The 22,178-nt window shown below is 64.5% G+C and carries 21 protein-coding genes, 1 tRNA gene and 1 pseudogene; 14 read left to right on the forward strand and 9 right to left on the reverse strand.

Annotated features, from left to right (window positions below; all coding sequences use genetic code 11):
• The first annotated feature begins 46 nt into the window (after nucleotides 1-46).
• The 4 genes from MJO58_RS22965 (at nucleotide 47) to ku (ending at nucleotide 4,651) form a co-directional block, all read left to right on the forward strand.
• Nucleotides 47-1,456, forward strand: a complete 1,410-nt coding sequence (locus MJO58_RS22965) for a mannitol dehydrogenase family protein (protein WP_239721096.1) — start codon at nucleotides 47-49, stop codon at nucleotides 1,454-1,456.
• A complete protein-coding gene (locus tag MJO58_RS22970; RefSeq protein ID WP_239721097.1) occupies nucleotides 1,453-2,355 on the forward strand; it encodes a carbohydrate kinase family protein in 903 nt (300 codons plus the stop codon). Before MJO58_RS22965 ends, MJO58_RS22970 begins: the two co-directional genes overlap by 4 nt.
• Nucleotides 2,356-2,502: 147 nt before the next feature.
• Nucleotides 2,503-3,585: a GGDEF domain-containing protein gene (locus MJO58_RS22975; protein WP_239721098.1), complete on the forward strand. Its 1,083-nt coding sequence runs from the start codon at nucleotides 2,503-2,505 to the stop codon at nucleotides 3,583-3,585.
• Between the two features lie 160 nt (nucleotides 3,586-3,745).
• Nucleotides 3,746-4,651 carry a non-homologous end joining protein Ku gene (gene ku, locus MJO58_RS22980; protein ID WP_090609581.1) on the forward strand — a complete coding sequence of 302 codons (906 nt, stop codon included), beginning with the start codon at nucleotides 3,746-3,748 and terminating at the stop codon, nucleotides 4,649-4,651.
• A gap of 16 nt (nucleotides 4,652-4,667) precedes the next feature.
• Here ku and pstA read toward each other — a convergent pair whose 3' ends face one another.
• The 4 genes from pstA to pstS (MJO58_RS23000) form a co-directional block, all read right to left on the reverse strand.
• Nucleotides 4,668-5,591: a phosphate ABC transporter permease PstA gene (gene pstA / locus MJO58_RS22985; RefSeq protein ID WP_090606200.1), complete on the reverse strand. Its 924-nt coding sequence runs from the start codon at nucleotides 5,589-5,591 to the stop codon at nucleotides 4,668-4,670.
• Nucleotides 5,588-6,559 (reverse strand): phosphate ABC transporter permease subunit PstC, encoded by a 972-nt coding sequence (pstC, locus tag MJO58_RS22990; protein ID WP_090609582.1) that lies wholly within the window; start codon nucleotides 6,557-6,559, stop codon nucleotides 5,588-5,590. Before pstC ends, pstA begins: the two co-directional genes overlap by 4 nt.
• 30 nt (nucleotides 6,560-6,589) lie before the next feature.
• Nucleotides 6,590-7,705, reverse strand: a complete 1,116-nt coding sequence (gene pstS / locus MJO58_RS22995; protein ID WP_239721099.1) for a phosphate ABC transporter substrate-binding protein PstS — start codon at nucleotides 7,703-7,705, stop codon at nucleotides 6,590-6,592.
• A 185-nt stretch (nucleotides 7,706-7,890) separates the two neighbouring features.
• Nucleotides 7,891-9,003 (reverse strand): phosphate ABC transporter substrate-binding protein PstS, encoded by a 1,113-nt coding sequence (gene pstS, locus MJO58_RS23000; protein ID WP_090606205.1) that lies wholly within the window; start codon nucleotides 9,001-9,003, stop codon nucleotides 7,891-7,893.
• Nucleotides 9,004-9,238: 235 nt separating this feature from the next.
• Between pstS (MJO58_RS23000) and MJO58_RS23005 the strand changes: the two genes are divergently transcribed.
• From MJO58_RS23005 to MJO58_RS23040, 8 genes are all read left to right on the forward strand, one after another.
• Nucleotides 9,239-10,030, forward strand: a complete 792-nt coding sequence (locus tag MJO58_RS23005; RefSeq protein ID WP_239721100.1) for an SDR family oxidoreductase — start codon at nucleotides 9,239-9,241, stop codon at nucleotides 10,028-10,030.
• Nucleotides 10,031-10,073: 43 nt separating this feature from the next.
• A complete protein-coding gene (locus MJO58_RS23010) occupies nucleotides 10,074-11,150 on the forward strand; it encodes an NAD(P)H-dependent amine dehydrogenase family protein (protein WP_239721101.1) in 1,077 nt (358 codons plus the stop codon).
• Nucleotides 11,151-11,304: 154 nt separating this feature from the next.
• Nucleotides 11,305-12,534 carry an Nramp family divalent metal transporter gene (locus tag MJO58_RS23015; RefSeq protein WP_090606212.1) on the forward strand — a complete coding sequence of 410 codons (1,230 nt, stop codon included), beginning with the start codon at nucleotides 11,305-11,307 and terminating at the stop codon, nucleotides 12,532-12,534.
• Nucleotides 12,535-12,662: 128 nt separating this feature from the next.
• Nucleotides 12,663-12,983, forward strand: a complete 321-nt coding sequence (locus MJO58_RS23020; RefSeq protein WP_090606215.1) for a DUF732 domain-containing protein — start codon at nucleotides 12,663-12,665, stop codon at nucleotides 12,981-12,983.
• Between the two features lie 93 nt (nucleotides 12,984-13,076).
• On the forward strand, nucleotides 13,077-14,141 hold the full coding sequence (locus tag MJO58_RS23025; protein ID WP_090606218.1) for a poly-gamma-glutamate hydrolase family protein: 1,065 nt from the start codon (nucleotides 13,077-13,079) through the stop codon (nucleotides 14,139-14,141).
• A gap of 19 nt (nucleotides 14,142-14,160) precedes the next feature.
• Nucleotides 14,161-14,985 carry an LLM class F420-dependent oxidoreductase gene (locus MJO58_RS23030; RefSeq protein WP_090606221.1) on the forward strand — a complete coding sequence of 275 codons (825 nt, stop codon included), beginning with the start codon at nucleotides 14,161-14,163 and terminating at the stop codon, nucleotides 14,983-14,985.
• A 56-nt stretch (nucleotides 14,986-15,041) separates the two neighbouring features.
• A tRNA-Arg gene (locus MJO58_RS23035) sits at nucleotides 15,042-15,114 on the forward strand.
• Between the two features lie 173 nt (nucleotides 15,115-15,287).
• Nucleotides 15,288-16,556: an HNH endonuclease signature motif containing protein gene (locus MJO58_RS23040; protein ID WP_239721102.1), complete on the forward strand. Its 1,269-nt coding sequence runs from the start codon at nucleotides 15,288-15,290 to the stop codon at nucleotides 16,554-16,556.
• A gap of 238 nt (nucleotides 16,557-16,794) precedes the next feature.
• Here the strand turns inward: MJO58_RS23040 and MJO58_RS23045 are convergent, their stop codons facing one another.
• From MJO58_RS23045 to MJO58_RS23060, 4 genes and pseudogenes are all read right to left on the reverse strand, one after another.
• Entirely contained in the window at nucleotides 16,795-17,256 is a 462-nt protein-coding gene (locus tag MJO58_RS23045) for a nuclear transport factor 2 family protein (protein ID WP_239721103.1), read from the reverse strand.
• A gap of 187 nt (nucleotides 17,257-17,443) precedes the next feature.
• Nucleotides 17,444-17,803, reverse strand: a pseudogene (locus MJO58_RS23050) (transposase); the annotation flags it as partial.
• A gap of 62 nt (nucleotides 17,804-17,865) precedes the next feature.
• The gene (locus tag MJO58_RS23055) at nucleotides 17,866-18,894 is read right to left on the reverse strand and encodes a fused (3R)-hydroxyacyl-ACP dehydratase subunits HadA/HadB (RefSeq protein ID WP_239721104.1); all 1,029 of its coding nucleotides are present in this window, start codon (nucleotides 18,892-18,894) and stop codon (nucleotides 17,866-17,868) included.
• 221 nt (nucleotides 18,895-19,115) lie between these two features.
• Complete coding sequence (locus tag MJO58_RS23060) at nucleotides 19,116-19,754, reverse strand: TIGR03086 family metal-binding protein (protein ID WP_239721105.1); 639 nt, start codon at nucleotides 19,752-19,754, stop codon at nucleotides 19,116-19,118.
• A gap of 93 nt (nucleotides 19,755-19,847) precedes the next feature.
• Between MJO58_RS23060 and MJO58_RS23065 the strand changes: the two genes are divergently transcribed.
• Nucleotides 19,848-20,243 carry a MarR family winged helix-turn-helix transcriptional regulator gene (locus MJO58_RS23065; RefSeq protein ID WP_239723416.1) on the forward strand — a complete coding sequence of 132 codons (396 nt, stop codon included), beginning with the start codon at nucleotides 19,848-19,850 and terminating at the stop codon, nucleotides 20,241-20,243.
• A gap of 247 nt (nucleotides 20,244-20,490) precedes the next feature.
• Nucleotides 20,491-20,823, forward strand: a complete 333-nt coding sequence (locus MJO58_RS23070) for a hypothetical protein (protein ID WP_239721106.1) — start codon at nucleotides 20,491-20,493, stop codon at nucleotides 20,821-20,823.
• Here MJO58_RS23070 and MJO58_RS23075 read toward each other — a convergent pair.
• On the reverse strand, nucleotides 20,790-21,866 hold the full coding sequence (locus tag MJO58_RS23075; RefSeq protein WP_239721107.1) for a GGDEF domain-containing protein: 1,077 nt from the start codon (nucleotides 21,864-21,866) through the stop codon (nucleotides 20,790-20,792). The two genes, MJO58_RS23070 and MJO58_RS23075, sit on opposite strands and share 34 nt — an antisense overlap.
• Between the last annotated feature and the right edge of the window lie 312 nt (nucleotides 21,867-22,178).

Raw genomic sequence — 22,178 nt, forward strand, 5'->3', positions numbered from 1 at the left:
CGGCAGTAGCGATCCGGGCGGTGGCCCGGGGAGGAGGTGGCCAACGATGGCCAGCGCAATCGATCTGAACAATGCGTCGCTCTCCCAGTTGCCGATCGACGCGCCGAAATACGACCGTGACGGCGTCAGCGTCGGTATCGCGCACATTGGCGCCGGTCACTTCCATCGCGCGCATCAGGCTGCCTACATCAATCTGCTGCTGCAGCAGGGCCTGGCGCACGAGTGGGGCATCTGCGGGGTGGGTGTCATGCCCGCCGACTGGACCATGCGCGATGTCCTGACCGATCAAGACGGGCTCTACACGCTGATCTTGGAGAACCCCGACGGCAGCCGGGACGCCCAAGTGATCGGCTCGATCGTCGACTATCGCTACGCCCCGGACGATCCGGAGTCGGCGTTGGAGGTTCTTGCCGCGCCGTCCACCCGGATCATTTCGCTGACCATCACCGAAGGCGGTTACCGCGATCCCGGTGGGCCGGCGTTCACGTTGATCACCCAGGCGCTCGCCCGGCGACGCGATCGAGGAATCCCCGCGCCGACGATCGTGTCCTGCGACAACATCGAAAACAACGGTGAGGTCGCCCGGCGTACGGTGCTGGCAAGCGCCGAACGCATAGACCCCGAGTTGGCGGCATGGGTGGCCGAGCACAGCCGGTTTCCGAGTTCGATGGTCGATCGCATCACCCCGGCAACGACTTTAGAGATGGCCGCGGAAGTGCGCCGCGACTTCGGCGTCAACGACCGGTGGCCGGTGGTGGCCGAGCCGTTTTCCGCCTGGGTGCTAGAGGACGAGTTCGTCGATGGCCGACCGCCGCTGGAGAAAGCGGGCGTGCTGATGGTCGACGATGTGCGCCCATACGAGCGGATGAAGCTTCGCCTGCTCAACGCGGGGCATCAGTGCCTGTGTTACTTCGCCCACCTCTGCGGTTTCGAGTTCGTTCACGAAGCGGCGCAGGATCCGTTGTTCGCCAAGTACTTGCTTGCCTACTTCGACACCGAGGCCATCCCGACGCTGCCGCCGGTGCCGGGGGTCGACCTGCATGACTACGGCCGCACCCTGATCGAGCGGTTCGCCAACCCTGCCGTGCGCGACACCGTCGCCCGGCTGTGTGCCTACTCGTCGGACCGCATACCGAAGTGGCTGTTGCCCGTCATCCGCGACAACCTGGCCAACGACGGGCCGATTCACCTGGCTTCAGCGGCCGTGGCCAGTTGGGCCCGCTACGCCGAGGGCGTCGACGAGTGGGGCGAGCCGTACGAGGTGCTCGACCAGCTGTCGGATTCGCTCATCCCGATCGCCCGGTCGCACCGCGAAAACGCATGCGCGTTCATCGAGATCATCGCGGTATTCGCCGACCTGTCCCATCAGCATCGGTTTGTCGAGGCATACCGCTGGGCGCTGGATTCGTTGCACAGCAAGGGAGCTCACGCGACGCTGGAAGCGTTGGTGCGATGAGGGTCCTGGTGATCGGCGAGTCGCTGATCGATATCGTCGAAGGCGACGAACATGTCGGCGGCAGTCCGCTCAACGTCGCCATCGGACTCAGCCGGCTCGGCCGCGACGTCGACTTCCTGACCCACATCGCCGACGACTCGCGTGGGCGGCGGATCGCGGATTACATCAAATCCTCTGGCGCACAGCTAGTTCCGGGAAGCATGACCGCCGCTCGCACACCGACCGCGACGGCGACGATCACCGAAGACGGATCCGCAACCTACACCTTCGATCTGGACTGGCAACTGCGCGGCACACCGGAAGTTCCCCCGCCGTTATTGGTGCACACCGGGTCGATCGCGGCCGTGCGCGAGCCGGGGTGCTTGGCGGTCGCCGCGCTACTCGACGCCTACCGGTTATCCGCCACGATCACGCTGGATCCCAACGTCCGGCCGTCGCTGATCGCGAACCGGGATCTGGCGCGTCAACGCATCGACAATCTCGTCGAGCGCAGCGACATCGTCAAGGTCAGCGATGAGGATCTGAGCTGGATCGATCCCGACCGCGAGCCGGAGCACACGGCCCGCGCCTGGTTGGCGCGCGGGCCCGCGATCGTCGCCGTGACAATGGGCGAAAACGGTTCGCGGGCGTTCTGCGCGGCGGGCGAGGCACACGTGGCCGCCAAACAGGCCGAGGTGGTCGACACCATCGGCGCCGGCGACGCATTCATGGTCGGCCTGCTCGACGCACTCTGGGAAATGGACCTATTTGGCGGCGAACGGCGGGCCGCCCTTGCCAAAATTCAGCTCGAGGAATTGACCGCGGCATTCGAGGCGGCGGGGCTGGTATCGGCGCTGACCGTCGGTCGCGCCGGCGCCGATTTGCCCGATCGTGCCGCCCTGCGCTCAATCGCCCTCTAGCCCCGGCGGTTTCACGCCGGCACCGCGGTACCCGAACTCGGCCGAATTCCAGCGTAAAGTCGGCTCGTCAAGTCGCAGCGCTGCCTGGACGCTGAGTCGGCAGCGGTCCAGGCGTTTGGCGAACACCAGGAGGTATGGACGAGTTCCGTGGCAAAGCAGCCAGACCAGTTCGACTGGATCAGTGCCTACCTGGACAGTCATGGCCTTCTGAAACAGTGGCGCAGGATATCGGCAGTCTTCATCGCGTCATTCACGGCGTTCCCGCTGATCATGCTCTGGAGCCCGGCCGGGCCCGCGGATCCGGTGACCCGAACGGTGACCCTCGTGGCGTCGGCGTTGGGGGTCACCGGCGCGAGCCTGCGGCTGAAACGCTGGCCCTCACGACGTCAGTCGAGCAGCTGGTCGCTGATCGCCATGGCGGGCATCGCAGCGGCACTGTTAACGCTGTCGAACCCATACGTGGGATTGATGTGTTGCACGACTTTCGCGATCCTGGGCGGCTACATCGCCTACTTCCACACGTTTGGCTACGTGCTCACCAACTTCGCCGTGGCGGCAACGTGCGTGGTGGTCCTGTCCTATCGCACCATCGCGGACACGGGCGACGTAGCGCTGACCGCCGCTTCCCTGATCGTCGTGGTAGGACTCAACATCGGCGTTCCGGTGGGCATGCAGTCGTTGGTGCATACGCTGCGAACCGATCTGCAGAGCTCCGGTCGTGACCCACTCACCGGCCTGCACAACCGGCGCTCCTTCAACAACTCGGCATACGAACTGATCCGGGTTCACCGCAACACAGCGGGCTCCTATCTGGTGGTCGCGGTCGTCGATCTCGACAACTTCAAACGGCTCAACGACACGCACGGCCACGCCGCGGGCGATCAGGCGTTGGTCGCCGTCGCCGCGGCGCTTCAGCAGAGCTGTCGCGCCACTGCCGTGATCGGACGGGCCGGCGGCGAAGAGTTTGTCGTCGCCGACATCAAGACCACGCCCGACCCCACGAGGATGGCCGAACGGATTTGCGACGCGATAGCCGCCATACCGTTTGACATCACCGCTAGCATCGGCACCTCTAGCGCGCCGCTGCGCACCGCCGCGATCACCCCGGCCATGGAGCTCATCGACGATCTGATCAGGACGTCAGACGCCGCTATGTATGAGGCCAAACGCGCCGGGGGCAATCAGGTTCGCCACTATTCCGGGGACGCGCCGCCGCCGGTGACGCCCTGATCAGATTGACGGTCAACAAGTTTCGCCGTTTCTTGGCCGCCGACCAGCAGTTGCGGCCCGGGACAATCCGCTCTGCAGCGACCCGGTGAAACCTGCTCAATCCCAGCTCACGGGCCTGTCGAGCTGTTTTGCCGGCGGTGGTATGGGCATACTGACTTACATGCGCTCCATCTGGAAGGGTTCGATCGCGTTCGGGCTCGTCAACGTGCCGGTCAAGGTATACAGCGCGACCGAGGACCACGACATCAAGTTCCATCAGGTGCACGCCAAGGACAACGGCCGCATCCGCTACCAGCGGGTGTGCGAGCTGGATGGCGAGGTCGTCGAATACCGGGACATCGCTCGTGCCTACGAATCCGACGACGGGCAGATGGTGGTGATCACCGACGACGACATCTCCACGCTGCCCGAAGAACGCAGCCGCGAAATCGAGGTGCTGGAGTTCGTCCCGGCCGCCGACGTCGACCCGATGATGTTCGATCGCAGTTATTTCCTCGAGCCGGACTCCAAGTCGTCCAAATCGTATGTACTGCTGGCCAAGACACTGGCCGAGACCGACCGCATGGCAATCGTTCATTTCACGCTACGCAACAAGACCCGGCTCGCGGCGTTGCGGGTCAAGGACTTTGGCAAGCGTGACGTTATGGTGGTCCACACCTTGTTGTGGCCGGACGAGATTCGCGATCCCGACTTCCCGGTACTGGACAAGAAGGTCGAGATCAAGCCAGCAGAGCTGAAGATGGCCGGGCAGGTGGTCGAGTCGATGGCCGAGGACTTCAATCCAGACCGCTACCGAGACACCTACCAGGAGCAGCTGCAGGAGCTCGTCGATGCGAAACTTGAAGGCGGAGAGGCATTTACCGCCGAGGAGAAGCCCAAAGAGCTGGACGAGACCGAAGACGTATCCGATTTGCTCGCCAAGCTGGAGGCCAGCGTGAAGGCGCGCTCCGGCGACGGAAAGGCGCCGGCGAAGAAGACGGCCGCCAAGAAAGCGCCCGCCAAAAAGACTGCCGCGAAGAAGGCGCCGGCCAAGAAGTCGCCCGCTAAAGCGGCGTCACGATCCTGATCTCTCAGGATCGCAATCAAGCCCGGGTGAAACTCTCTCCGCGCGGTCGCCCGGTCAAGAAGCGGAAGCCCGCGGCAACGAGATTGATGGCGGCCACAATAATGATCAACGTCAGCGCCGCGCCCCAGATCCGCAGGAAGCCCGCGTGCTCCGGATTGGTGAGCTCGGTGTAGATCAGCAGCGGCAGCGACGCCATATTGCCGTGGAAGACATCGAGGTTGATAGCCCGGCTGTAACCGACCAAGACCAGTACCGGGGCGGTTTCGCCGATCACGCGCGCGACGGCGAGCAGAATGCCCGATACGACGCCCGGCATCGCGATCGGAAAGACAATCCGCACAATCGTTTTCCATTTGGGAACACCCAACGCGTAACTGGCCTCCCGAAGTTCGTCGGGTACCAACCGCAGCATCTCCTCGGTGGACCGCACCACGACCGGCAACATCAGCAGGACCAGCGCCAGCGCCACGGCGAAGGCGCTCTGCTGAAAACCCAAGGTGGCGATCCACAGACTGAAGATGAACAGTGCCGCCACGATCGAGGGAACTCCGGCAAGCACGTCGACCATGAACGTGGTCACCCGCGCCAACCGTCCCGAACCGTATTCCACCAGCAACACCGCCGTCATCAAGCCAAGCGGCACGGCCAGCAGGGAAGCCACGCCGGCCTGCACCAGCGTTCCATACAGCGCGTGGTAAACCCCGCCGGCGAACTCCTCCGGCAGCACTCCGCGCAGCGAGTGGGTCCACCAATTCGACCGGGTGACGGCATACCCTCCCCGCTCGATCACCACCCAGAGCACCCAGACCAGCGGCACCAGCGCGACACCGAACGAAGTGAAGAAAAGCGTTGTCGCGATGTGGTTTTTGATCTTGCGCCGCATACTGACCGGCTCGACTACGGTGGCTTTGACCGGCTCACGCAGTGTCTCGGTGCTCATGCGTTGACCTTCCCGCCGGCGATCGCGCGGGCGGCAGCGTTGACCACGAACGTGATCACGAACAACGCGAACCCAGCTGAGATATAGGCCCCGGTCGGCAGCGGTTCGCTGAATTCGGATGCCGCGGATGCGATCTTCGAGGCAAACGTGTAACCGCCGTCGAACAACGACCAGTTACCGGGCCGGGCCCCCGCGCGCAAGATGATCAGCACCGCAACGGTTTCGCCCAGCGCGCGGCCCAGCCCCAGCATCGAGGCCGCGACCACACCGCTGCGACCGTAGGGCAGCACGGTCAATCGGACCACCTCCCACCGGGTGGCGCCCAGCGCCTGGGCCGCTTCCGTCTGGATGCGCGGGGTCTGGCGGAAGGCTTCTCGTGAAACCGAGGTGATGATCGGCAGGATCATCACCGAAAGCACGATGCCGGCGGTGAAGATGGTCCCGCCGCCCGCCAAGGACACGTTGCCCTGCTTGAACAAAAAGATCCATCCCAGGTTGCGATTCAGGAATTCGGCCACCGGCTCCAGTTTGGGCGCCAGCACGAATATTCCCCACAGTCCGAAGATGATCGAGGGCACCGCCGCCAAGAGATCAACCATTGCGGCGAACGGGCGCGCCAGCCGCGGCGGCGCATATTGGGTGAGGAAGACCGCGATGCCGATCGCAACCGGCACGGCCACCACCAGCGCGCTGGTCGCACTGAGCACGGTGACCATCAGCAAGTCGTGGATACCGAAGGCCAATTTCGCGGGGTTGCTGGTATCGAATTCGTTGCTGGTGAAGAAATTCGCGTGGTTGGCCTGCAGCGCTGGGATAGCGCGAATCAATAGAAATATCGCGATCAACGCGATCGCGATCACGATCGTGGAGCCGGCGGCGGCGGCGACCGACTTGAAAATTTGGTCGCCCCGCCGCACCACGCGTCGATTCACCGCCCCCGGGACAGGCTGTGTCGCGGGCGGACTCACGCGCAGTGTTTCGGACACCACAGCCTCAGGTCACGTGATCGCGTTGACGGCAGCCGACAGCCTCGATCCGAACGCGTCCGGAATCGGGATGTATCCGTTGTCCGCCAAACCATTCTGGCCGGGACCGATGGTGCTCTGCAGGAACGCCTTGACTGCCGAGCCGACCTGGGAGTCGGGGTACTTCGAGCAGACAACCTCATACGTCGCCAACACGATCGGGTACGCGCCCGACTGTTTCGGCCGGTAGAACGAAATCGTATCGAGGACCAGGTCGTTGCCCTGCCCGACGATCGCGGCCCCGGCGATCGTTTTGCCCACCGAGTCGCTGCTGATCGCCACCGGATCCGGTCCCGCCGACGTGACGACCTTGGCCATGTTCAGGTGTTGCCCCTGGGCAAAAGACCATTCGTTGTAGGTGATGGACCCCTCGGTGCTTTTGACGGCCGCACTGGTGCCGTCGTTACCCTTGGCGCCCTCGCCGACACCGCCGTTGAACTTCTTGCCAGCGCCCTTGCCCCACCCTCCGTTGGAAGCGGCGTCGAGATACTTCTGGAAGTTGTCCGTAGTCCCGGACTCGTCACTGCGGAACACGACGTGAATGGGCTCGCTTGGCAAAGTTGCGCCCGCGTTGATCGCTTGGATCGCCGGATCGTTCCACATGGTGATACCGCCGTTGAAGATCTTCGCCAGAGTGGGGCCGTCGACGTTCAGCGAAGACACCCCGTTGATGTTGAAAGTGACCGCGATCGGGCCGAACACCGTAGGCAGGTTCCACGCCGGCGACCCGCCGCAGCGCGTTTGCGCCGCCGCGTACTCATCGTGGCTCAACGGCGAGTCCGATCCGCCGAAATCGGTTTGACCGCCTGTGAATTCGTGGACGCCGGCACCCGAGCCGTTGGGCGTGTAGTTCAATGTCTGACCCGGGCAGGCCTGTTCGAACGCCTTGACGAAGCGCGTCATCGCGTTCGCCTGGGCTGTCGAACCGCTGGCCTTCAGCGTCTTGGCGCCACCGCAGGTCACCTTGCCCGACGGCGCACCCGATGTGGTACCGCCGCCGGTCGCGTTGTTGTCGCTGCCACATCCCGCGATAGCGAATGTTCCAGCAGCCAGCACCCCGACCAAGCCGCCAAACCGGTTGAGTTTCAATTCAGTTCCTCACCTTTACGATTGAACGCCGCAGCACTAGCCGCAGCTTACAAAACCAACCGTCTTCCTCGCGACCGGGAAGCTACAGTAAGAACAGGTTAACGTTCGGCAAAATTTGTCCCCGCCATCGCCTTTCGGCTTGGCGACCCACCCCGCTCGCCGTCGCAAACTCGAACGGCCTAGAATCACGAGACCGCGTTGACGGCAACCGATAAACGGAATATGAATGTATCCGGAACGCGAACATATCCGTTGTCCCCCAAGCCATTCTGGCCAGCACCGATGGTGCTCTGCAGGAACGCCCGCACCGCCGCACCGACCTCGGGATCGGGATACCTCGAGCAGACAACCTCGTAGGTCACCAAGACGATCGGGTACGCGCCCGGGTGATTCGGGCGATAAAACGAAATCGTGTCAAGCGCCAAGTCGTTGCTCTGCCCGACAATGGAGGCTCCGGCAATCGTCTTGCCCACGGACTCGGCGCTGATCGCCACCGGATCCGGCCCCGCCGACGTGACGATCTTGGCCGTGCCCAGGTGTTGCGCTTGCGCGAATGACCACTCGTTGTAGGAGATCGACCCGTCGTTGGCCTTGACCGCCGCGCTGGTGCCGTCGTTGCCCTTGGCGCCCTCGCCGACTCCGCCATTGAACTTCTTCCCCGCGCCCCTGCCCCATGCGCCCTGGGCAGCGGCGTCGAGATACTTCTGGAAGTTGTCCGTGGTCCCCGACTCGTCACTGCGGAACACGACCTGAATCGGCTCGGCGGGCAGGCTGACGCCGGGGTTGAGTTCCTGGATGGCGTGATCATTCCACCTGGTGATGCCGCCGTTGAAGATCCTGGCCGCGGTCTGACCATCGAGGGTCAGCGACGTCAACCCGTCGACGTTGTAGGTGATCGCGATCGGCCCGATCACCACCGGCAGCTGCCACGCCGGCGAGCCGCAGCGACGTTGTGCGTCGCCGTACTCGCCGGGCGACAGCGTCGAGTCTGAGCCCGCGAAATCGGTTTGATTGCTCGTGAATTCGCCGATTCCGGCACCTGAGCCGTTGGATGTGTAATTCACCGTGTGGCCCGGGCACGCCTGCTCGTACGCCTTGACGAACCGCGTCATGGCGTTGGCCTGGGCTGTGGACCCGCTGGCCTTGAGTTTTGGTTTGCCGCCGCAGACCACCTTCACCGGCGCCGCCGGTGTGGTCGTCTTCTCACCGACCGCGTTGTCGTCGTTGGCACACGCCGACGACATCACCGCAGCAGTGGCTAGAACGCACAGGACGGCACCAAATCGGTTGATTCTCAATTCAATCCTTCGTACGGACGAGACGATGTTCGGTGAATTCGTCAGCCATCGTCGCAGGCCATCGCGAGCGTTTGCAATTTCCGTCGCACCGCGCAGACGGCCACACCGACCCGGTAGGCGGACGTCGCATCGCCACTACGGTATGCCAAACTAGAACCTGTTCCAGAAATGCCGCGATCCGAGACGGTCGGTCTTGCTTCCGTTTCGGCCGACAACTCAACGAAGAGAGGCCGTAATGATCCTTGACAGGTTCCGTCTCGACGATAAAGTCGCCGTCATCACTGGTGGCGGCCGTGGTCTCGGGGCGGCCATCGCGGTGGCGTTCGCCGAAGCCGGCGCCGATGTGCTCATCGCCTCGCGCACGCAGTCCCAACTAGAGGCCGTCGCCGAACAGGTCCGTGCCGCGGGCCGCAAAGCCCACATCGTTGCCGCCGACCTGGCCCATCCCGAGGCCACCGCGAAGCTCGCCGAACAGGCCGTCGAGGCGTTCGGGAAACTGGACATTGTTGTCAATAACGTCGGCGGCACCATGCCCAACACGCTGCTCACCACGTCGACGAAGGACCTCAAGGACGCGTTCACCTTTAACGTCGCCACGGCGCATGCGCTCACCATTGCGGCGGTGCCGCTGATGCTCGAGCACTCCGGCGGCGGCAGCATCATCAACATCACCTCGACCATGGGCCGCCTGGCCGGGCGTGGTTTCGCCGCCTATGCCACCGCCAAAGCGGCGCTGGCCCATTACACCCGGTCGTCAGCGCTGGATCTGTGCCCGCGGATCCGGGTCAACGCGATCGCGCCCGGCTCGATCCTGACCTCCGCGCTGGACGTGGTGGCCTCCAACGACGAACTGCGCGAGCCGATGGAGAAGGTGACACCCATGCGCCGCCTTGGCGATCCAATCGACATTGCCGCTGCCGCAGTGTATTTGGCGTCGCCAGCCGGCAACTTCCTGACCGGCAAGACGCTCGAGGTCGACGGTGGCCTCACCTACCCGAATCTCGACATCCCCGTCCCGGACCTGTGATCCCGGCGAGCAGACACATCTTCGACCGCTAAAGGAGACAGTAATGCCCATCCCCGTCGTCCAGTTGGGCACCGGCAATGTCGGTATCCACGCACTGCGAGCGCTCATCACCAACCCCGAATTCGAACTGCGCGGCGTCTGGGTCTCGTCCGACGCCAAGGCCGGCAAGGACGCGGCAGAGCTTGCCGGACTTCCGGATTCGACCGGCGTGCTGGCCAGCACCGACCTCGACGCCGTGCTTGCCACCGGGCCACAGTGCGCGGTGTACAACGCACTGGCCGACAACCGACTGCCCGAGGCGCTCGAGGACTACCGGCGCGTCCTGGCGGCCGGTATCAACGTCGTCGGCAGCGGCCCGGTCTTTTTGCAGTACCCGTGGGAGGTGATTCCGGAGGATCTCATCAAGCCGCTGGAAGATGCTGCCCGCGAAGGTAATTCGAGCCTGTTCGTCAACGGCATCGACCCCGGCTTCGCCAACGACCTGATACCGCTGGCGCTGGCCGGCACCTGTCAGAGCATCCAGCAGATCCGATGCATGGAGATCGTCGACTACGCGACCTACGACAGCGCCGCGGTGATGTTCGACGTCATGGGATTCGGTAAGCCGATGGACGACCTCCCGATGCTGCTGCAGCCCGGCGTGCTGAGCTTGGCGTGGGGGTCGGTGATCCGGCAGATCGCGGCGGGCCTGGGCATCACGCTCGACGCCGTCACTCAGGAGTACGTCCGGATTCCAGCGCCCGAGGATTTCGACGTCGCGTCGGGGCATATCGCCAAGGGCACCGCCGCCGCGCTGCGCTTCGAGGTGTTCGGCATGGTCGACGGCAAGCCCGCTGTGGTCCTGGAACACGTCACCCGGCTGCGCCCCGACCTGCAGCCCGAGTGGCCGCAGCCCGCCCAGGAGGGCGGTTCGTATCGCATCGAGATCACCGGCGAACCCTCGTACGCCGTCGACATCTGCCTGGGCAGCCCGAACGGCGACCACAACCACGCCGGACTGGTGGCCACCGCGATGCGGGTGGTCAACGCGATCCCGGCGGTGGTGGCCGCCGCGCCGGGAATCGTGACGACCCTCGACCTGCCGCTGGTCACGGGCAAGGGGCTCTACCTGCCCGGCTGATCGAATGCACGGCACGAAACGGCGATCCGCTGGACGGCCGCGGCTGCGGGCACGGTAGGGGGCCACCCTGAGCCGGCGGGGCGCGGTTCGCGGGCGCGCGTTTATCGGATACCCTCACTTTTTTATTCGGTAATACGCATCGAAGGTCGATCAGTTGGCGCAGGGCACCAGGGCCTCGTTGAAAACAAGCTGGTATCTGCTGGGGCCGGCATTCGTCGCGGCGATCGCCTATGTCGATCCGGGAAACGTCGCGGCCAACGTCAGCTCCGGTGCGCAGTTCGGCTACCTGCTGCTGTGGGTCATCGTCGCCGCCAACGTGATGGCCGGCTTGGTGCAGTACCTTTCGGCCAAGCTCGGGCTGGTGACCGGGCGCTCGTTGCCCGCAGCGATCGGCAAGGAGATGAGCCGCTCGCTGCGGATTACCTTCTGGGCGCAGGCTGAAATCGTGGCGATAGCAACCGATGTCGCCGAAGTCATCGGTGGGGCGATCGCCCTGCGGATCCTGTTCGGTCTGCCGCTGCCGCTCGGTGGGGTCATCACCGGGGTGATTTCGTTGCTGCTGCTCTCGATCAAAGACCGCCGGGGCCAGATCATTTTCGAGCGCGTCATCACGGGCCTGCTGCTGATCATCGCGGTCGGCTTCGCGGCCAGTTTCTTCGTCGCCACGCCCCCGTCCGACGCGGTGCTCGGTGGATTGGTGCCGCGCTTCCACGGCGCCGAAAGCGTGCTGCTGGCCGCCGCCATCCTGGGGGCCACCGTGATGCCGCACGCGGTATACATGCACTCAGGTCTGGTCCTGGATCGGCATGGGCATCCCGCGTCCGGACCGGAGCGACGCTGGCTGCTACGGGTGACCCGCGTCGACGTGGTGCTGGCGATGGCCGTCGCCGGGACGGTGAACGCGGCCATGCTGCTGGTCGCCGCGATCAACCTGCAGGGCCACGACGACGTCGCGTCCATCGACGGCGCCTACGGCGCGATCCACCACACGCTGGGCCCGGTGATCGCGGTGCTGTTCGCGGTCGGGCTGCTCGCGTCCGGGTTGGCGTCGTCGTCGGTGGGCGCCTATGCCGGCGCGATGATCATGCAGGGTCTGCTGCATCGGTCGATACCGATGATGGTGCGCCGCTTGGTCACGTTGTGCCCGGCCGTGGCGCTGCTGGCCATCGGCCTCGACCCGACGCGCTCACTGGTGATCTCACAAGTCGTGCTGTCGTTCGGAATTCCGTTCGCGGTGCTGCCGCTGGTGAGACTGACCAGCAATCGCAAGCTGATGGGCGACGACACCAACCACCCGATCACGACGGCCATTGGCTGGGCGGTCGCAATACTGGTGACCCTGTTGAACGTGGTGCTGATCTACCTCACCCTGAGAGGGCACTGACAACCGAACGCGCACCGTCCAGCCGTTCCGTGTGGTTTGTCCGACGTTTCTCTATTCTTCATAGTCGCGCCGCTTTGGGCTCGCACACTTACGCGGCCTAAACGTGAATACGGAAGGAAACGCGTCAAATGCCGTCACCTCGCTGGCTGGCCAGACTTTCCGCGCCGCTCATCGTTGGCGCCGCCCTGGTCACGACCGCTACGGTCGCGGCCGCCGACACCGCCGACACCAACTTCCTCGCCCAAATGCGCACCCTGGGATTCACCTGGCCGCCGAATGAGGACGCCGACATCCTCTTTATGGCGCACCACATTTGCGCCGACCGGTGGAACGGCTGGTCGTCACAACAGATTGCCGACGACATCCACAACACCCTGGGCCCGCGCGGTATCAACTTCGGCGACACCACCGCCATGGTGAACCTCGCGGTATCGACGTACTGCCCCTAGGGCCGGCCGACCCACCTTCGGAGCTTGTTTTACATAGCTATACGAAGCACATAGGCTCACCTGGTGCCAGTTTGTGTGACGGTGAGCCGCTGAATGCGGGCGCGCCGGCATTTTTACTTCGCATATGGCTCCAACCTGTGCGTAAGGCAAATGGCCCGGCGCTGTCCCGACGCCACTGATCCGCGGCCGGCGGTGCTGCCCGATCACGATTGGCTGATCAATCAGCGCGGTGTGGCGACCATCGAACCCTTCGCCGGCAATCAGGTGCACGGCGTGCTCTGGCAACTCTGCGACCATGACCTGGCCACACTGGACAGCGCCGAGGGCGTTCCGGTGCGTTATCGGCGCGACGAGTTGACCGTGCACACCGGCGACGGCCCGGCACCGGCCTGGGTCTACATCGATCACCGGGTGACCCCGGGACCGCCCCGCCCCGGCTACCTGCCGAGGATCATCGACGGCGCAGTCCATCACGGACTTCCGCAACGCTGGATCGACTACCTACGGCGTTGGGATCCCACGCACTGGCCGCGCCCGGCATCCAAGAGATCGGCGTCTGGGCCTGGGCCCCAGTCACTTTCGGAGCTGCTGATGCAGCCGGGGGTGATCGAGGCCAGTGCGCTGCGGTCCCGGTTCGGCTTCCTGGCCATCCACGGCGGCGGCCTGGAAGAGATGACCGACGTCATTGCCGAGCGCGCGGCCGAGGCCGCCGGCGCGTCGGTATACCTGGTGCGCCATCCCGACCGCTACCCGCACCACTTGCCCTCGGCACGGTTCGATCCCGCCGAATCCCCCAGGCTTGCCGAGTTTCTCGAGCATGTCGACGTTGCGGTGTCGTTGCACGGATACGGCCGCATCGGGCGCAGCACCCAACTGCTGGCCGGTGGCCGCAATCGCGTGCTGGCCGCGCACCTCGCCAGACACATTCAGCTCAGCGGTTATCAGGTCGTCACCGACCTCGACGATATCCCGCTCGAACTACGGGGGTTACATCCTGACAACCCGGTAAACCGGGTGCGCGAAGGCGGAACACAACTCGAATTGTCCGTTCGCGTCAGGGGTCTCAGTCCGCGCAGCCCGCTGCCGGGATCTGATGGCCTGTCGTCGGTCACCTCGGCCCTGGTGCGGGGCTTGGCGGCCGCGGCTCGCTCCTGGTAATTATTCCTAGTAACGGAGGTTGTTGGTGGCCAAGGATTTTCGATTTGGCATGAGCATGCGGTTCTACAAGTCGCGCGAGGCGCTCCTCGAGAAGGCCAAACGCGCTGAGGACTGCGGGTTCGACATTCTTTGTGTGCCTGACCATTTGGGTGCCGCTGCGCCCTTTCCCACCCTGACCGCGGTCGCGATGGTCACCACCACACTGCGGCTGAGCATGTATGTGCTCAACTCCGCGTTCTACAAGCCGGCGCTGCTCAGCCGGGACATGCAAGGCCTGGACTTACTCAGCGACGGCCGGCTCGAGATCGGGCTTGGCACCGGCTACGTCCGGGAAGAGTTCGAAGCCGCGGAGATCCCCTACCCCAGCGCCGGTGCGCGGGTCGACTACCTCGAGCACATGACGAAGTACTTGAAGGAGCACCACCCCTCGACACCGCTGATCATCGCCGGCAACGGGGACCGCGTGCTGCGGATCGCGGCCCGCAACGCCGACATCATCGGACTGACCGGCTCGAAGGTCAACGACGTCGAGGACCCGTTCGCCGAACGAATTGACTTCGTCCGCAAGGCCGCCGGCGATCGGTTCGACTCCCTCGAACTCAATCTGGCGATCACGGCGATGCCACGCGACGGCGAGACCGAGCCCGACCTCAAGCTCACCCGCGCCTACGCACCGGAGCTCTCCGATGCGGAGATCCTGTCCCAGCCGTCGGTGCTCAGCGGTTCGCCCGCCGAGATCGCCGACACGCTGCGCGGCTACCGGGAGAAGTACGGAGTGTCCTCCTTCACCGTGCAGGACAACAACATCGCCAACTTCTCGAAGGTGATCGCCGAGCTGCGCTGACGCCCGTCGCGGCCAACGGGCCCAAGCCTGCCGTCACGGTAAGCTCAGGCCCGTCCGCCCTCGTAGCTCAGGGGATAGAGCACGGCTCTCCTAAAGCCGGTGTCGCAGGTTCGAATCCTGCCGGGGGCACAGCGTGGGGTGTATGACCTCGGGTGATGCCTGACAGTGTTTCGGCTGATGGTTGACAGTTACTTCGGTTGATCCTTGACACTCCCTGGATGCCCGAGGTGGGGCGCGGGTACGACGTTCTGGGGCACGGATCGACGCCGAAAGTTGTCGTACCCCGATGTGATGATGTCGTTATGTCTTCGACCATATCCGCCGGCACTGTGGCGGTGAGTCCTGGCGAGCGGCTGGAGGTGTTGTTCGAGGAGTTGGCGGAGTTGACGGGTCAGCGTAATGCGATTGATGGGCGCATCGTGGAGATCGTGGCCGAGGTCGATCGCGACGAGCTGTGTGGCGTGACGGGCGCGCGGTCGGTGGCGGCGTTGGTGGCCTGGAAGCTCGGTTGCTCGTCGGCAAATGCCCACACGATCGCCACGATCGCGGGCCGGCTGGCGGAGTTTCCCCGCTGCGCTCAGGGTATGCGGGAGGGGCGACTGTCGGCCGATCAGGTCGGTGTGATCGCGGCGCGGGCCGGGGCGGGAGCTGATGAGCACTACGCGGCGCTGGCAGAGGTCGCGACGGTCAGCCAGTTGCGCACCGCGGTCAAGCTGGAACCGCGACCCGAGCCTCAGCCGCAACCTCAACCTTCGATTACCAAAACCTGCGACGAGGAGTTCACGTGTTGGCGGATCAAACTGCCGCACCACGACGCCGCAAAGTTCGACGCCGCCTTGGCGTCTCATCGCGATGCGCTGATCGCCGAGTGGAAGCTTGCGCACGGCAAGGGTGACGGCGCGTCAGATCTGCGGCCGCCGGTGCCGGGCACTGTCGAGGCGTTGATGCGCCTGGTCGAGACGGGGTGGGACGCCGAGGCGGCCCGCCGCCCGCATGGGCAGCACACCACTGTGGTGGTGCACGTCGATGTGGAGCAGCGTGTTGCGGCGCTGCATTTGGGTCCGCTGCTGTCCGACGCCGAGCGCCGCTACCTGAGCTGTGATGCCAGCTGTGAAGTGTGGTTCGAACGCCACGGCGAGGTCATCGGTGCCGGGCGCGCAACCCGGCTGGTCAACCGGCGGCTGCGCCGCGCGCTCGAGTATCGCCATCCCACGTGCGCGGTTCCTGGCTGTGGCGCCACGCGTGGTCTGCACGCCCATCACATCCGGCACTGGGAAGACGGCGGCCCCACCGAGTTGGTCAACCTGGTGTTGGTGTGCCCGTATCACCATCGGTTGCACCATCGAGGCGTGATCACCATCACCGGCTCCGCGGACGCTCTCATCGTCACCGACCACACCGGCCGACCGCTCAGCCCGGGATCGCTGGCGCGCCCACCAACCCAACCCCCGCCCGCGGTCCCGCCATGCCCCGGGCCCACCGGCGAACGCGCCCACTGGTGGTGGTATGAACCCTTCGAACCAAGACCTTCACCGACACACAACCAGACCAATCACCCGGTCCCGTGCTGACCCTCAAACACACTGGGGCATAAAGAAATTCGTTCACGTCACCCGGCCGAGTGATTCGCGGTAGAACCAAGCCCACAGCCGTGGTGTAAGAGTTCGCTCGATCGCGTGACCCTTCGGGATGCAGTTTAGACGGTGAGGTGGTTACTGGTATCGCGACGACCGCGCTCCCCTCGCCGTGGCCGCGATGACGAGTCGCGACGAGTCTCTATCCTGCCTGCCTTGAATGGCCGCCGCTGACCTATTCGCGGTCGCGGCCGTCCAGGCCAAGTTGCCGCGCCATGGCGGCGGCGTCCCAGTACTCGCGTGCCCGACGAATCTTGCCGTCCTCGATCTCGCACACAAAGCAGACAGGTAGCTCGAAGGTGCCGACGGTGGGCTTGGCGTTTGAAACGTCGATGCCGTGCAGTCCTTGCCTCTTTTCGGAGGCAGTCACTTCGCCGGCGAGCGAAACGATGGTCACATATTCGACGCACGCCTCCCTGTCGGTGGCGAAGATGTGTGTCAGCCGCTTGTGACTTTTTCGGGAATAGGCCAGCCGGGCGAGGTCTTCCATGTCACCGTGGCCGCGCCAGACGACACCGGTTGGGGTTTCGAAAATCTCGACATCATCGGACATGTAGTCGAGCGCCGTCATGTCCTGGCGATTGTGGGCGTCTAGCCAAGCCTTGATCAGCTCGACGTTCGCCTGCACAGCGTCCATGCCCGCGCCTTCCGTCCGGAGCGGCGTCACTGGTCGCTCGATCGCGTGACCCTTTCGGGGTGCAGTCTAGGCGGTGAGTGCTGGTGTGGTGGGCTCCTGTTCGCCGGTAGTGGTTAGTGCGGCGCGGGATCGGGTCAGGACGTCGAGTCCGGGGTAGCGTCGGCCTTCGATCCATTCATCGTGTTGTTCGGCTAACACGGCGCCGGAAGAACGCCAGCCAGCCCGCGCCGTCCTCCGCTGACGACACGGCCACGCCCAGGATTTCTCGGTAGCCCTCGGCGTTGACGCCGGTGGCGATCAGGGTGTGCACCCCGACGACGCGGCCCGCCTCGCGGACCTTGAGCACCAGCGCATCAGCCGCGACGAACGTGTACGGGCCGGCATCGAGTGGCCGGGCGCGAAACGCCTCCACTGCCTCGTCGAGCTCTTTGGCCATCTCCGAGACTTGGGACTTGGACAGCCTTGTCACACCGAGGGATTCGACCAACCGCTCCATGCGCCGGGTGGACACTCCCAGCAGGTAGCAGGTGGCCACCACACTGGTCAGGAATGGCCACATCGATGGTGCCGGCGCGGCCACTTCCCTGGACGCAATTCGCGGAACCAACGTCAGCGGAAGCGGACGTGCACCGTGCCCAGACCGAAGATCTTCCGGCCGCGCGACTTCGCGCCGACAATGACGACCCCACTGCGGGTTTCGGGATCCAACGACTTGATCCGGCCGCTGTACTCGATATCCGCACCCTCGGCGGCCGACACGATCACGGGCTGGGACAGCCGCACCGCGTAGCGGGTCACCGCGCCGGGATCGCCGGTCCAGGTCGAGGCAAACGCGGCACCCAAACCAATCGTGAGCATTCCATGGGCAATCACGTCGGGCTGTCCCGCCATTTTGGCGAGGTTCTCGTCCCAATGCAGCGGGTTGGCGTCGCAGGCCACCCCGGCGTAGTTCACCAGGTCGCCGCGGGACAGTCGGGCGTGGTGCACCGGTAGCTCGTCACCGACTTTCACGTCATCAAAGGACGGCGTCCCCGGGGTGCGGGCCGCGCCTCCCTCGGAGATCCGAACCTCGTCCGCCGGGCGCACCGTCTTGTGGTAGCCCGCATCGGAATATTCGATTCCGGCGAGGTTGACGTCGTGCATCATCACTTTCTGAGCGGTCCCCCTGATCGCCGGATCGACATCCTCGGCGGTGACGCCGACGACCGTGGTGTGCAGGGTGTGCACCCGCTCGCCGGCCGAGTCGGTGAAGGTGTTGGTCACGGTGATCAGGTCTCTGCCGGCGAACCTGCGCACCGATGACAATTCGACGTCAATGTGCAGTTCGTCGCCGGCCACGATCGGCCGGTGCTGCTCGAACACCTCTTCGGTCTGCAGGTACATCTCGTAACCAATGACCACCGATTCGAAGAGGTGTCGGTTTGCCGCCATCGCCGGGGCCGAGGTGAACGTCAGCGGCGCCACCACGTCCGAATATCCCAACTCCGCGGCAGCGGCGACATCCCAGTGCGCAGGGTGATAGTCCTGCACGGCACGCGCGAATTCGCGCAGCTTCTCGCGGCCGACCTGATAGACGTCTTCCATCGCGTAGTAATGGCCGACCCGCGAATCGAGCGTCGACGAGTCTGCTGCCGTCATCAGTTTCCCCACCTGTTCTATTCGATTGAACCCTGAGGCCAACCAAAGAACACTAGCGTGCGGACACCATTGCAATACGCGCCGATACTCCTCGCCCCTAAATCGCACCGGACAACCCGAAACCGCTTCGCCAAATCGACTGGACGCCTTGGCCATCCGTCATCTTTGCGATGGCGTCAAACTAAATCTCTTCCAGCACCGGAATATTCACCCTGGCCGGATCACGCACCGGCGACCGCCGGGTGCCCCTGCGCCCAGTCCGGTCGACGGCCGAGATGGCGCAGAATGCGGTCGAAATCGTCGCCGTCCGGTGCCTCGAGTGCGGGCCCGAACGGCGCTCCCTGCCCGGCGCGGAATTCGCCGTCGGGCACAGCCAGCACCAGGGGCAGCGCCGCGGCAATGACGTCGGTGGGTAGCTCGTAGTGCAGGCCCAGCGATGCGGCGACGTCCCAGCCGTGGACGACATAGTCCACAAAATGAAAGCCCATCGCCATCGCGCCGGGAACCGCAGCGCCCTCGCCGAACTCGGGCAGCCCGAAAAGCGCCTCGCGCGTCCCATCTGCAGCGAATGCGTCGACCACGTCGAGTGCGGCATCGGCGTAGACGCGCGCATGATCGGCCCTCACCGCGTCGATGACGGCATCCGCATTCCAGTTCTCGAGATCTGCGCCCGCACCTCGCGCCGCCGCGGCGAATCCCCGATGTTGGACGGTCATATGGGCGAGGAGGTTCAGCAGTGTCCAATCTCTACAGGGCGTCGGTTTGGCGAAGTCGGCACGAGTGACGGCGTTGACGATGTCGATGGAGTGCAACACCGCGATGCGATGCAATGGCCGGATATCAGGTGAATTAGTAAGCATGAATACACGATATGCATCCGCTTACGATAGTGCAATGCCTATCATGGCGCGGTGGCTGAGACCTCGCCGGACCGGCGCCCTGACCTGGCCGCGATGCTGGCGCCGCTGCTGCGCGAGCTGATCGCGGCCGAGGAGCCGGTCCTTGCAGCGCACGGCATGACGATGTGGGGTTACGTCGTGCTCCTGGCGCTGGACCGGTCGTCGATGCGTTCCCAGGCCGCGCTGGCCGCGGCGATCGGCGCCGATAAGACCCGGATCATCCGCACCCTCGACGACCTGCAGGACGACGGCTACATCGAACGACGGCCCGACCCGGACGATCGCAGAGTGCGACTGCTCGCCATCACCGAAGCCGGTCGGCGCGTCAAGGACGCCGTGCAGAGCGAAATCCAGCGGGGCGAAGAACGCTGGCTCGGCGAACTCAGCGCCGACGAGCGAAGGATCTTCCTGCGGTCCCTCGAGCGGCTGACTCCCCGCGATTGGGGTTGACGCCGGGAACGCGAAATATTTGCCCACCGGAAAGGTCTGGCTACTAGGTACATCCAAACCATGCGGACTGCGCACACAGTGCGCTGGATCGCGCACTGTGCAGTAGGCCAGGACTCCTGGACGGGCATAGTCGATGGTCGTTCGGTCGGCCACGAGTGTGGGAGGAGGCGATTCGAGCTGAGCGCGGCGACACTCGCTGCGCCCTCGACGATCCCGCCGGCACCTCAACTTGCCGCAAGGCCCCGTCGTGAGGGATTTCCGGCGCGGGCTCGGCTCAGTGGTCAGCGCGATGATCTCGACCGTGAGCATGCAGTACGACACCCTCGACGACTACGAGTTCTCGCGTTTCTCCGCCACGATCGACGACCTGTTGTTCGCGTGCATGACCGGTCGTGGCGGAGCTCCTGACACCCTCGGTTCAGTCGAGCAGGCGGTGCGCGAACACGTCGCGCGGTACGCGAGCAATCCCGACCTCGCCTCGACCGGTGTCGGCCACTCGTTGGGCTGGTCGGTGCGAAAGAAGCTCGCAGGCAAAGTCGGTCTTCACTACTGGGCGGCGCGCATCAAGTCCGGGCAGTGACGGACCTGATTGCCCCCGGCGCGTTTGGCCTCGTACATCGCGGCGTCGGCGCTGCCGATCAAGTCGTCGATCACTTGCATGTCGGCAATCGCCGGAAGCTCAGCAAGCGGGATCGCGGCAGTCCCGATGCTGGCGGTGATCGAGAACGGAAGGTCGGCGACCGCTTGGCGGAGCTGTTCGGTCATGGTGGCGTGCTGCGGTGTGGCGGCGGTGTCGACAACGACGAATTCCTCGCCTCCGACGCGAGCAATCACCGCCGCGGGCCGGCAGTTCTGTTCGAGCGCCGAGCCGACCGCAACCAATGCCTGGTCGCCGACCGCATGCCCCTGGGTGTCGTTGATCTGCTTGAAGTTGTCCAAGTCGATGACCACCGTCACCAGATAGGTGCCCGGCGGCCGGCCCTGCAATGCCATCAGCTCCGACACCGCGTTGTAGAAGGAGCGCCGGTTGTGCAAGCCGGTGAGTGAATCGCGGTCGGCGCTGCGCAGGTCGTTACGCAGCGTATGCATCAGCGACAGAATGCCAAAGGGCACACCGACATTGAGCACCGCAACGGTAATCAGCCCGGCGCTGATCAGGGCTACGTCGCCGTCGGCGGTGATGAATCGATGTGCCAAGATCGCCGCGCAAATCACGGCCAGCACGAAGTTGGTGAGCACTAGACGAAGCGAGTGGAAGTACGCGATGAAGCCACCGAGCATGGCGAAAACCGTGCATCCCATCAGCCCGGTGTAGGGGTTGGATAAGCACAAGGATGCGACGGCAATGGCCGTCATTGCCGAAAACGCGAACAGGATCGATTGACGTCGGGTGGGCCAATGGAACAACCACAGGGTCGCGCCGACCACCCCCAGCACCGATATCGCGACCGAAATCGCCCGCAAAAGCGGCTGGGTGGGTCCGGTCGGGCTCCATAGCATGAGGGTCGGCAGCGCGCTTTGTGCGGCGATGGCAAGGAAATTTGATCTTTGCCAAACCTTCTGCAGATCGCGATTCTTCAAATAGGCGCTGAGCAGGTCATAGTGATCAGATTGCTTCACCATCGACCTGCTCGTCCCAATCGGGTGATGCAACGTCGTGCACCGGAATTGCCACGTGAAGAATTAAATACCTAAGACATTGTTGCCGCATTTCGGAAAACCGCATTCATCACTCGGGTGGGGCCACCTAGCGGAGTAGCCGGTGCGTGCGCTGGCAAGTAAACCGGGGACCGCGTCGCGGTCCACCCTACGAGGAGGTACGAGGCTTACCACCCGTTGGGGTGGCCAGAATGGGAAAAATGGGTAGTGATGCGATGAAACACGGCGTTCGGAGTTAGCGTTGAATTCATGACCGCTGGACGTTCGCGCAGGTAG

This window comes from Mycobacterium lentiflavum, from assembly GCF_022374895.2.
Taxonomy (GTDB): Bacteria; Actinomycetota; Actinomycetes; order Mycobacteriales; family Mycobacteriaceae; genus Mycobacterium; species Mycobacterium lentiflavum.

What these genes read in the sequence shown, in the direction of transcription:
- MJO58_RS23060 (WP_239721105.1), bottom strand. Translation starts at nt 19,754, where the DNA reads ATGCTTACTAATTCACCTGATATCCGGCCATTGCATCGCATCGCGGTG.
- MJO58_RS23055 (WP_239721104.1), bottom strand. Translation starts at nt 18,894, where the DNA reads ATGACGGCAGCAGACTCGTCGACGCTCGATTCGCGGGTCGGCCATTAC.
- MJO58_RS23045 (WP_239721103.1), bottom strand. Translation starts at nt 17,256, where the DNA reads ATGGACGCTGTGCAGGCGAACGTCGAGCTGATCAAGGCTTGGCTAGAC.
- MJO58_RS23010 (WP_239721101.1), top strand. Translation starts at nt 10,074, where the DNA reads ATGCCCATCCCCGTCGTCCAGTTGGGCACCGGCAATGTCGGTATCCAC.
- MJO58_RS23020 (WP_090606215.1), top strand. Translation starts at nt 12,663, where the DNA reads ATGCCGTCACCTCGCTGGCTGGCCAGACTTTCCGCGCCGCTCATCGTT.
- MJO58_RS22970 (WP_239721097.1), top strand. Translation starts at nt 1,453, where the DNA reads ATGAGGGTCCTGGTGATCGGCGAGTCGCTGATCGATATCGTCGAAGGC.
- MJO58_RS23005 (WP_239721100.1), top strand. Translation starts at nt 9,239, where the DNA reads ATGATCCTTGACAGGTTCCGTCTCGACGATAAAGTCGCCGTCATCACT.
- pstA (WP_090606200.1), bottom strand. Translation starts at nt 5,591, where the DNA reads ATGAGCACCGAGACACTGCGTGAGCCGGTCAAAGCCACCGTAGTCGAG.
- MJO58_RS23040 (WP_239721102.1), top strand. Translation starts at nt 15,288, where the DNA reads ATGTCTTCGACCATATCCGCCGGCACTGTGGCGGTGAGTCCTGGCGAG.
- MJO58_RS22965 (WP_239721096.1), top strand. Translation starts at nt 47, where the DNA reads ATGGCCAGCGCAATCGATCTGAACAATGCGTCGCTCTCCCAGTTGCCG.
- MJO58_RS23075 (WP_239721107.1), bottom strand. Translation starts at nt 21,866, where the DNA reads ATGGTGAAGCAATCTGATCACTATGACCTGCTCAGCGCCTATTTGAAG.
- MJO58_RS23065 (WP_239723416.1), top strand. Translation starts at nt 19,848, where the DNA reads ATGCTGGCGCCGCTGCTGCGCGAGCTGATCGCGGCCGAGGAGCCGGTC.
- MJO58_RS23025 (WP_090606218.1), top strand. Translation starts at nt 13,077, where the DNA reads ATGCGGGCGCGCCGGCATTTTTACTTCGCATATGGCTCCAACCTGTGC.
- ku (WP_090609581.1), top strand. Translation starts at nt 3,746, where the DNA reads ATGCGCTCCATCTGGAAGGGTTCGATCGCGTTCGGGCTCGTCAACGTG.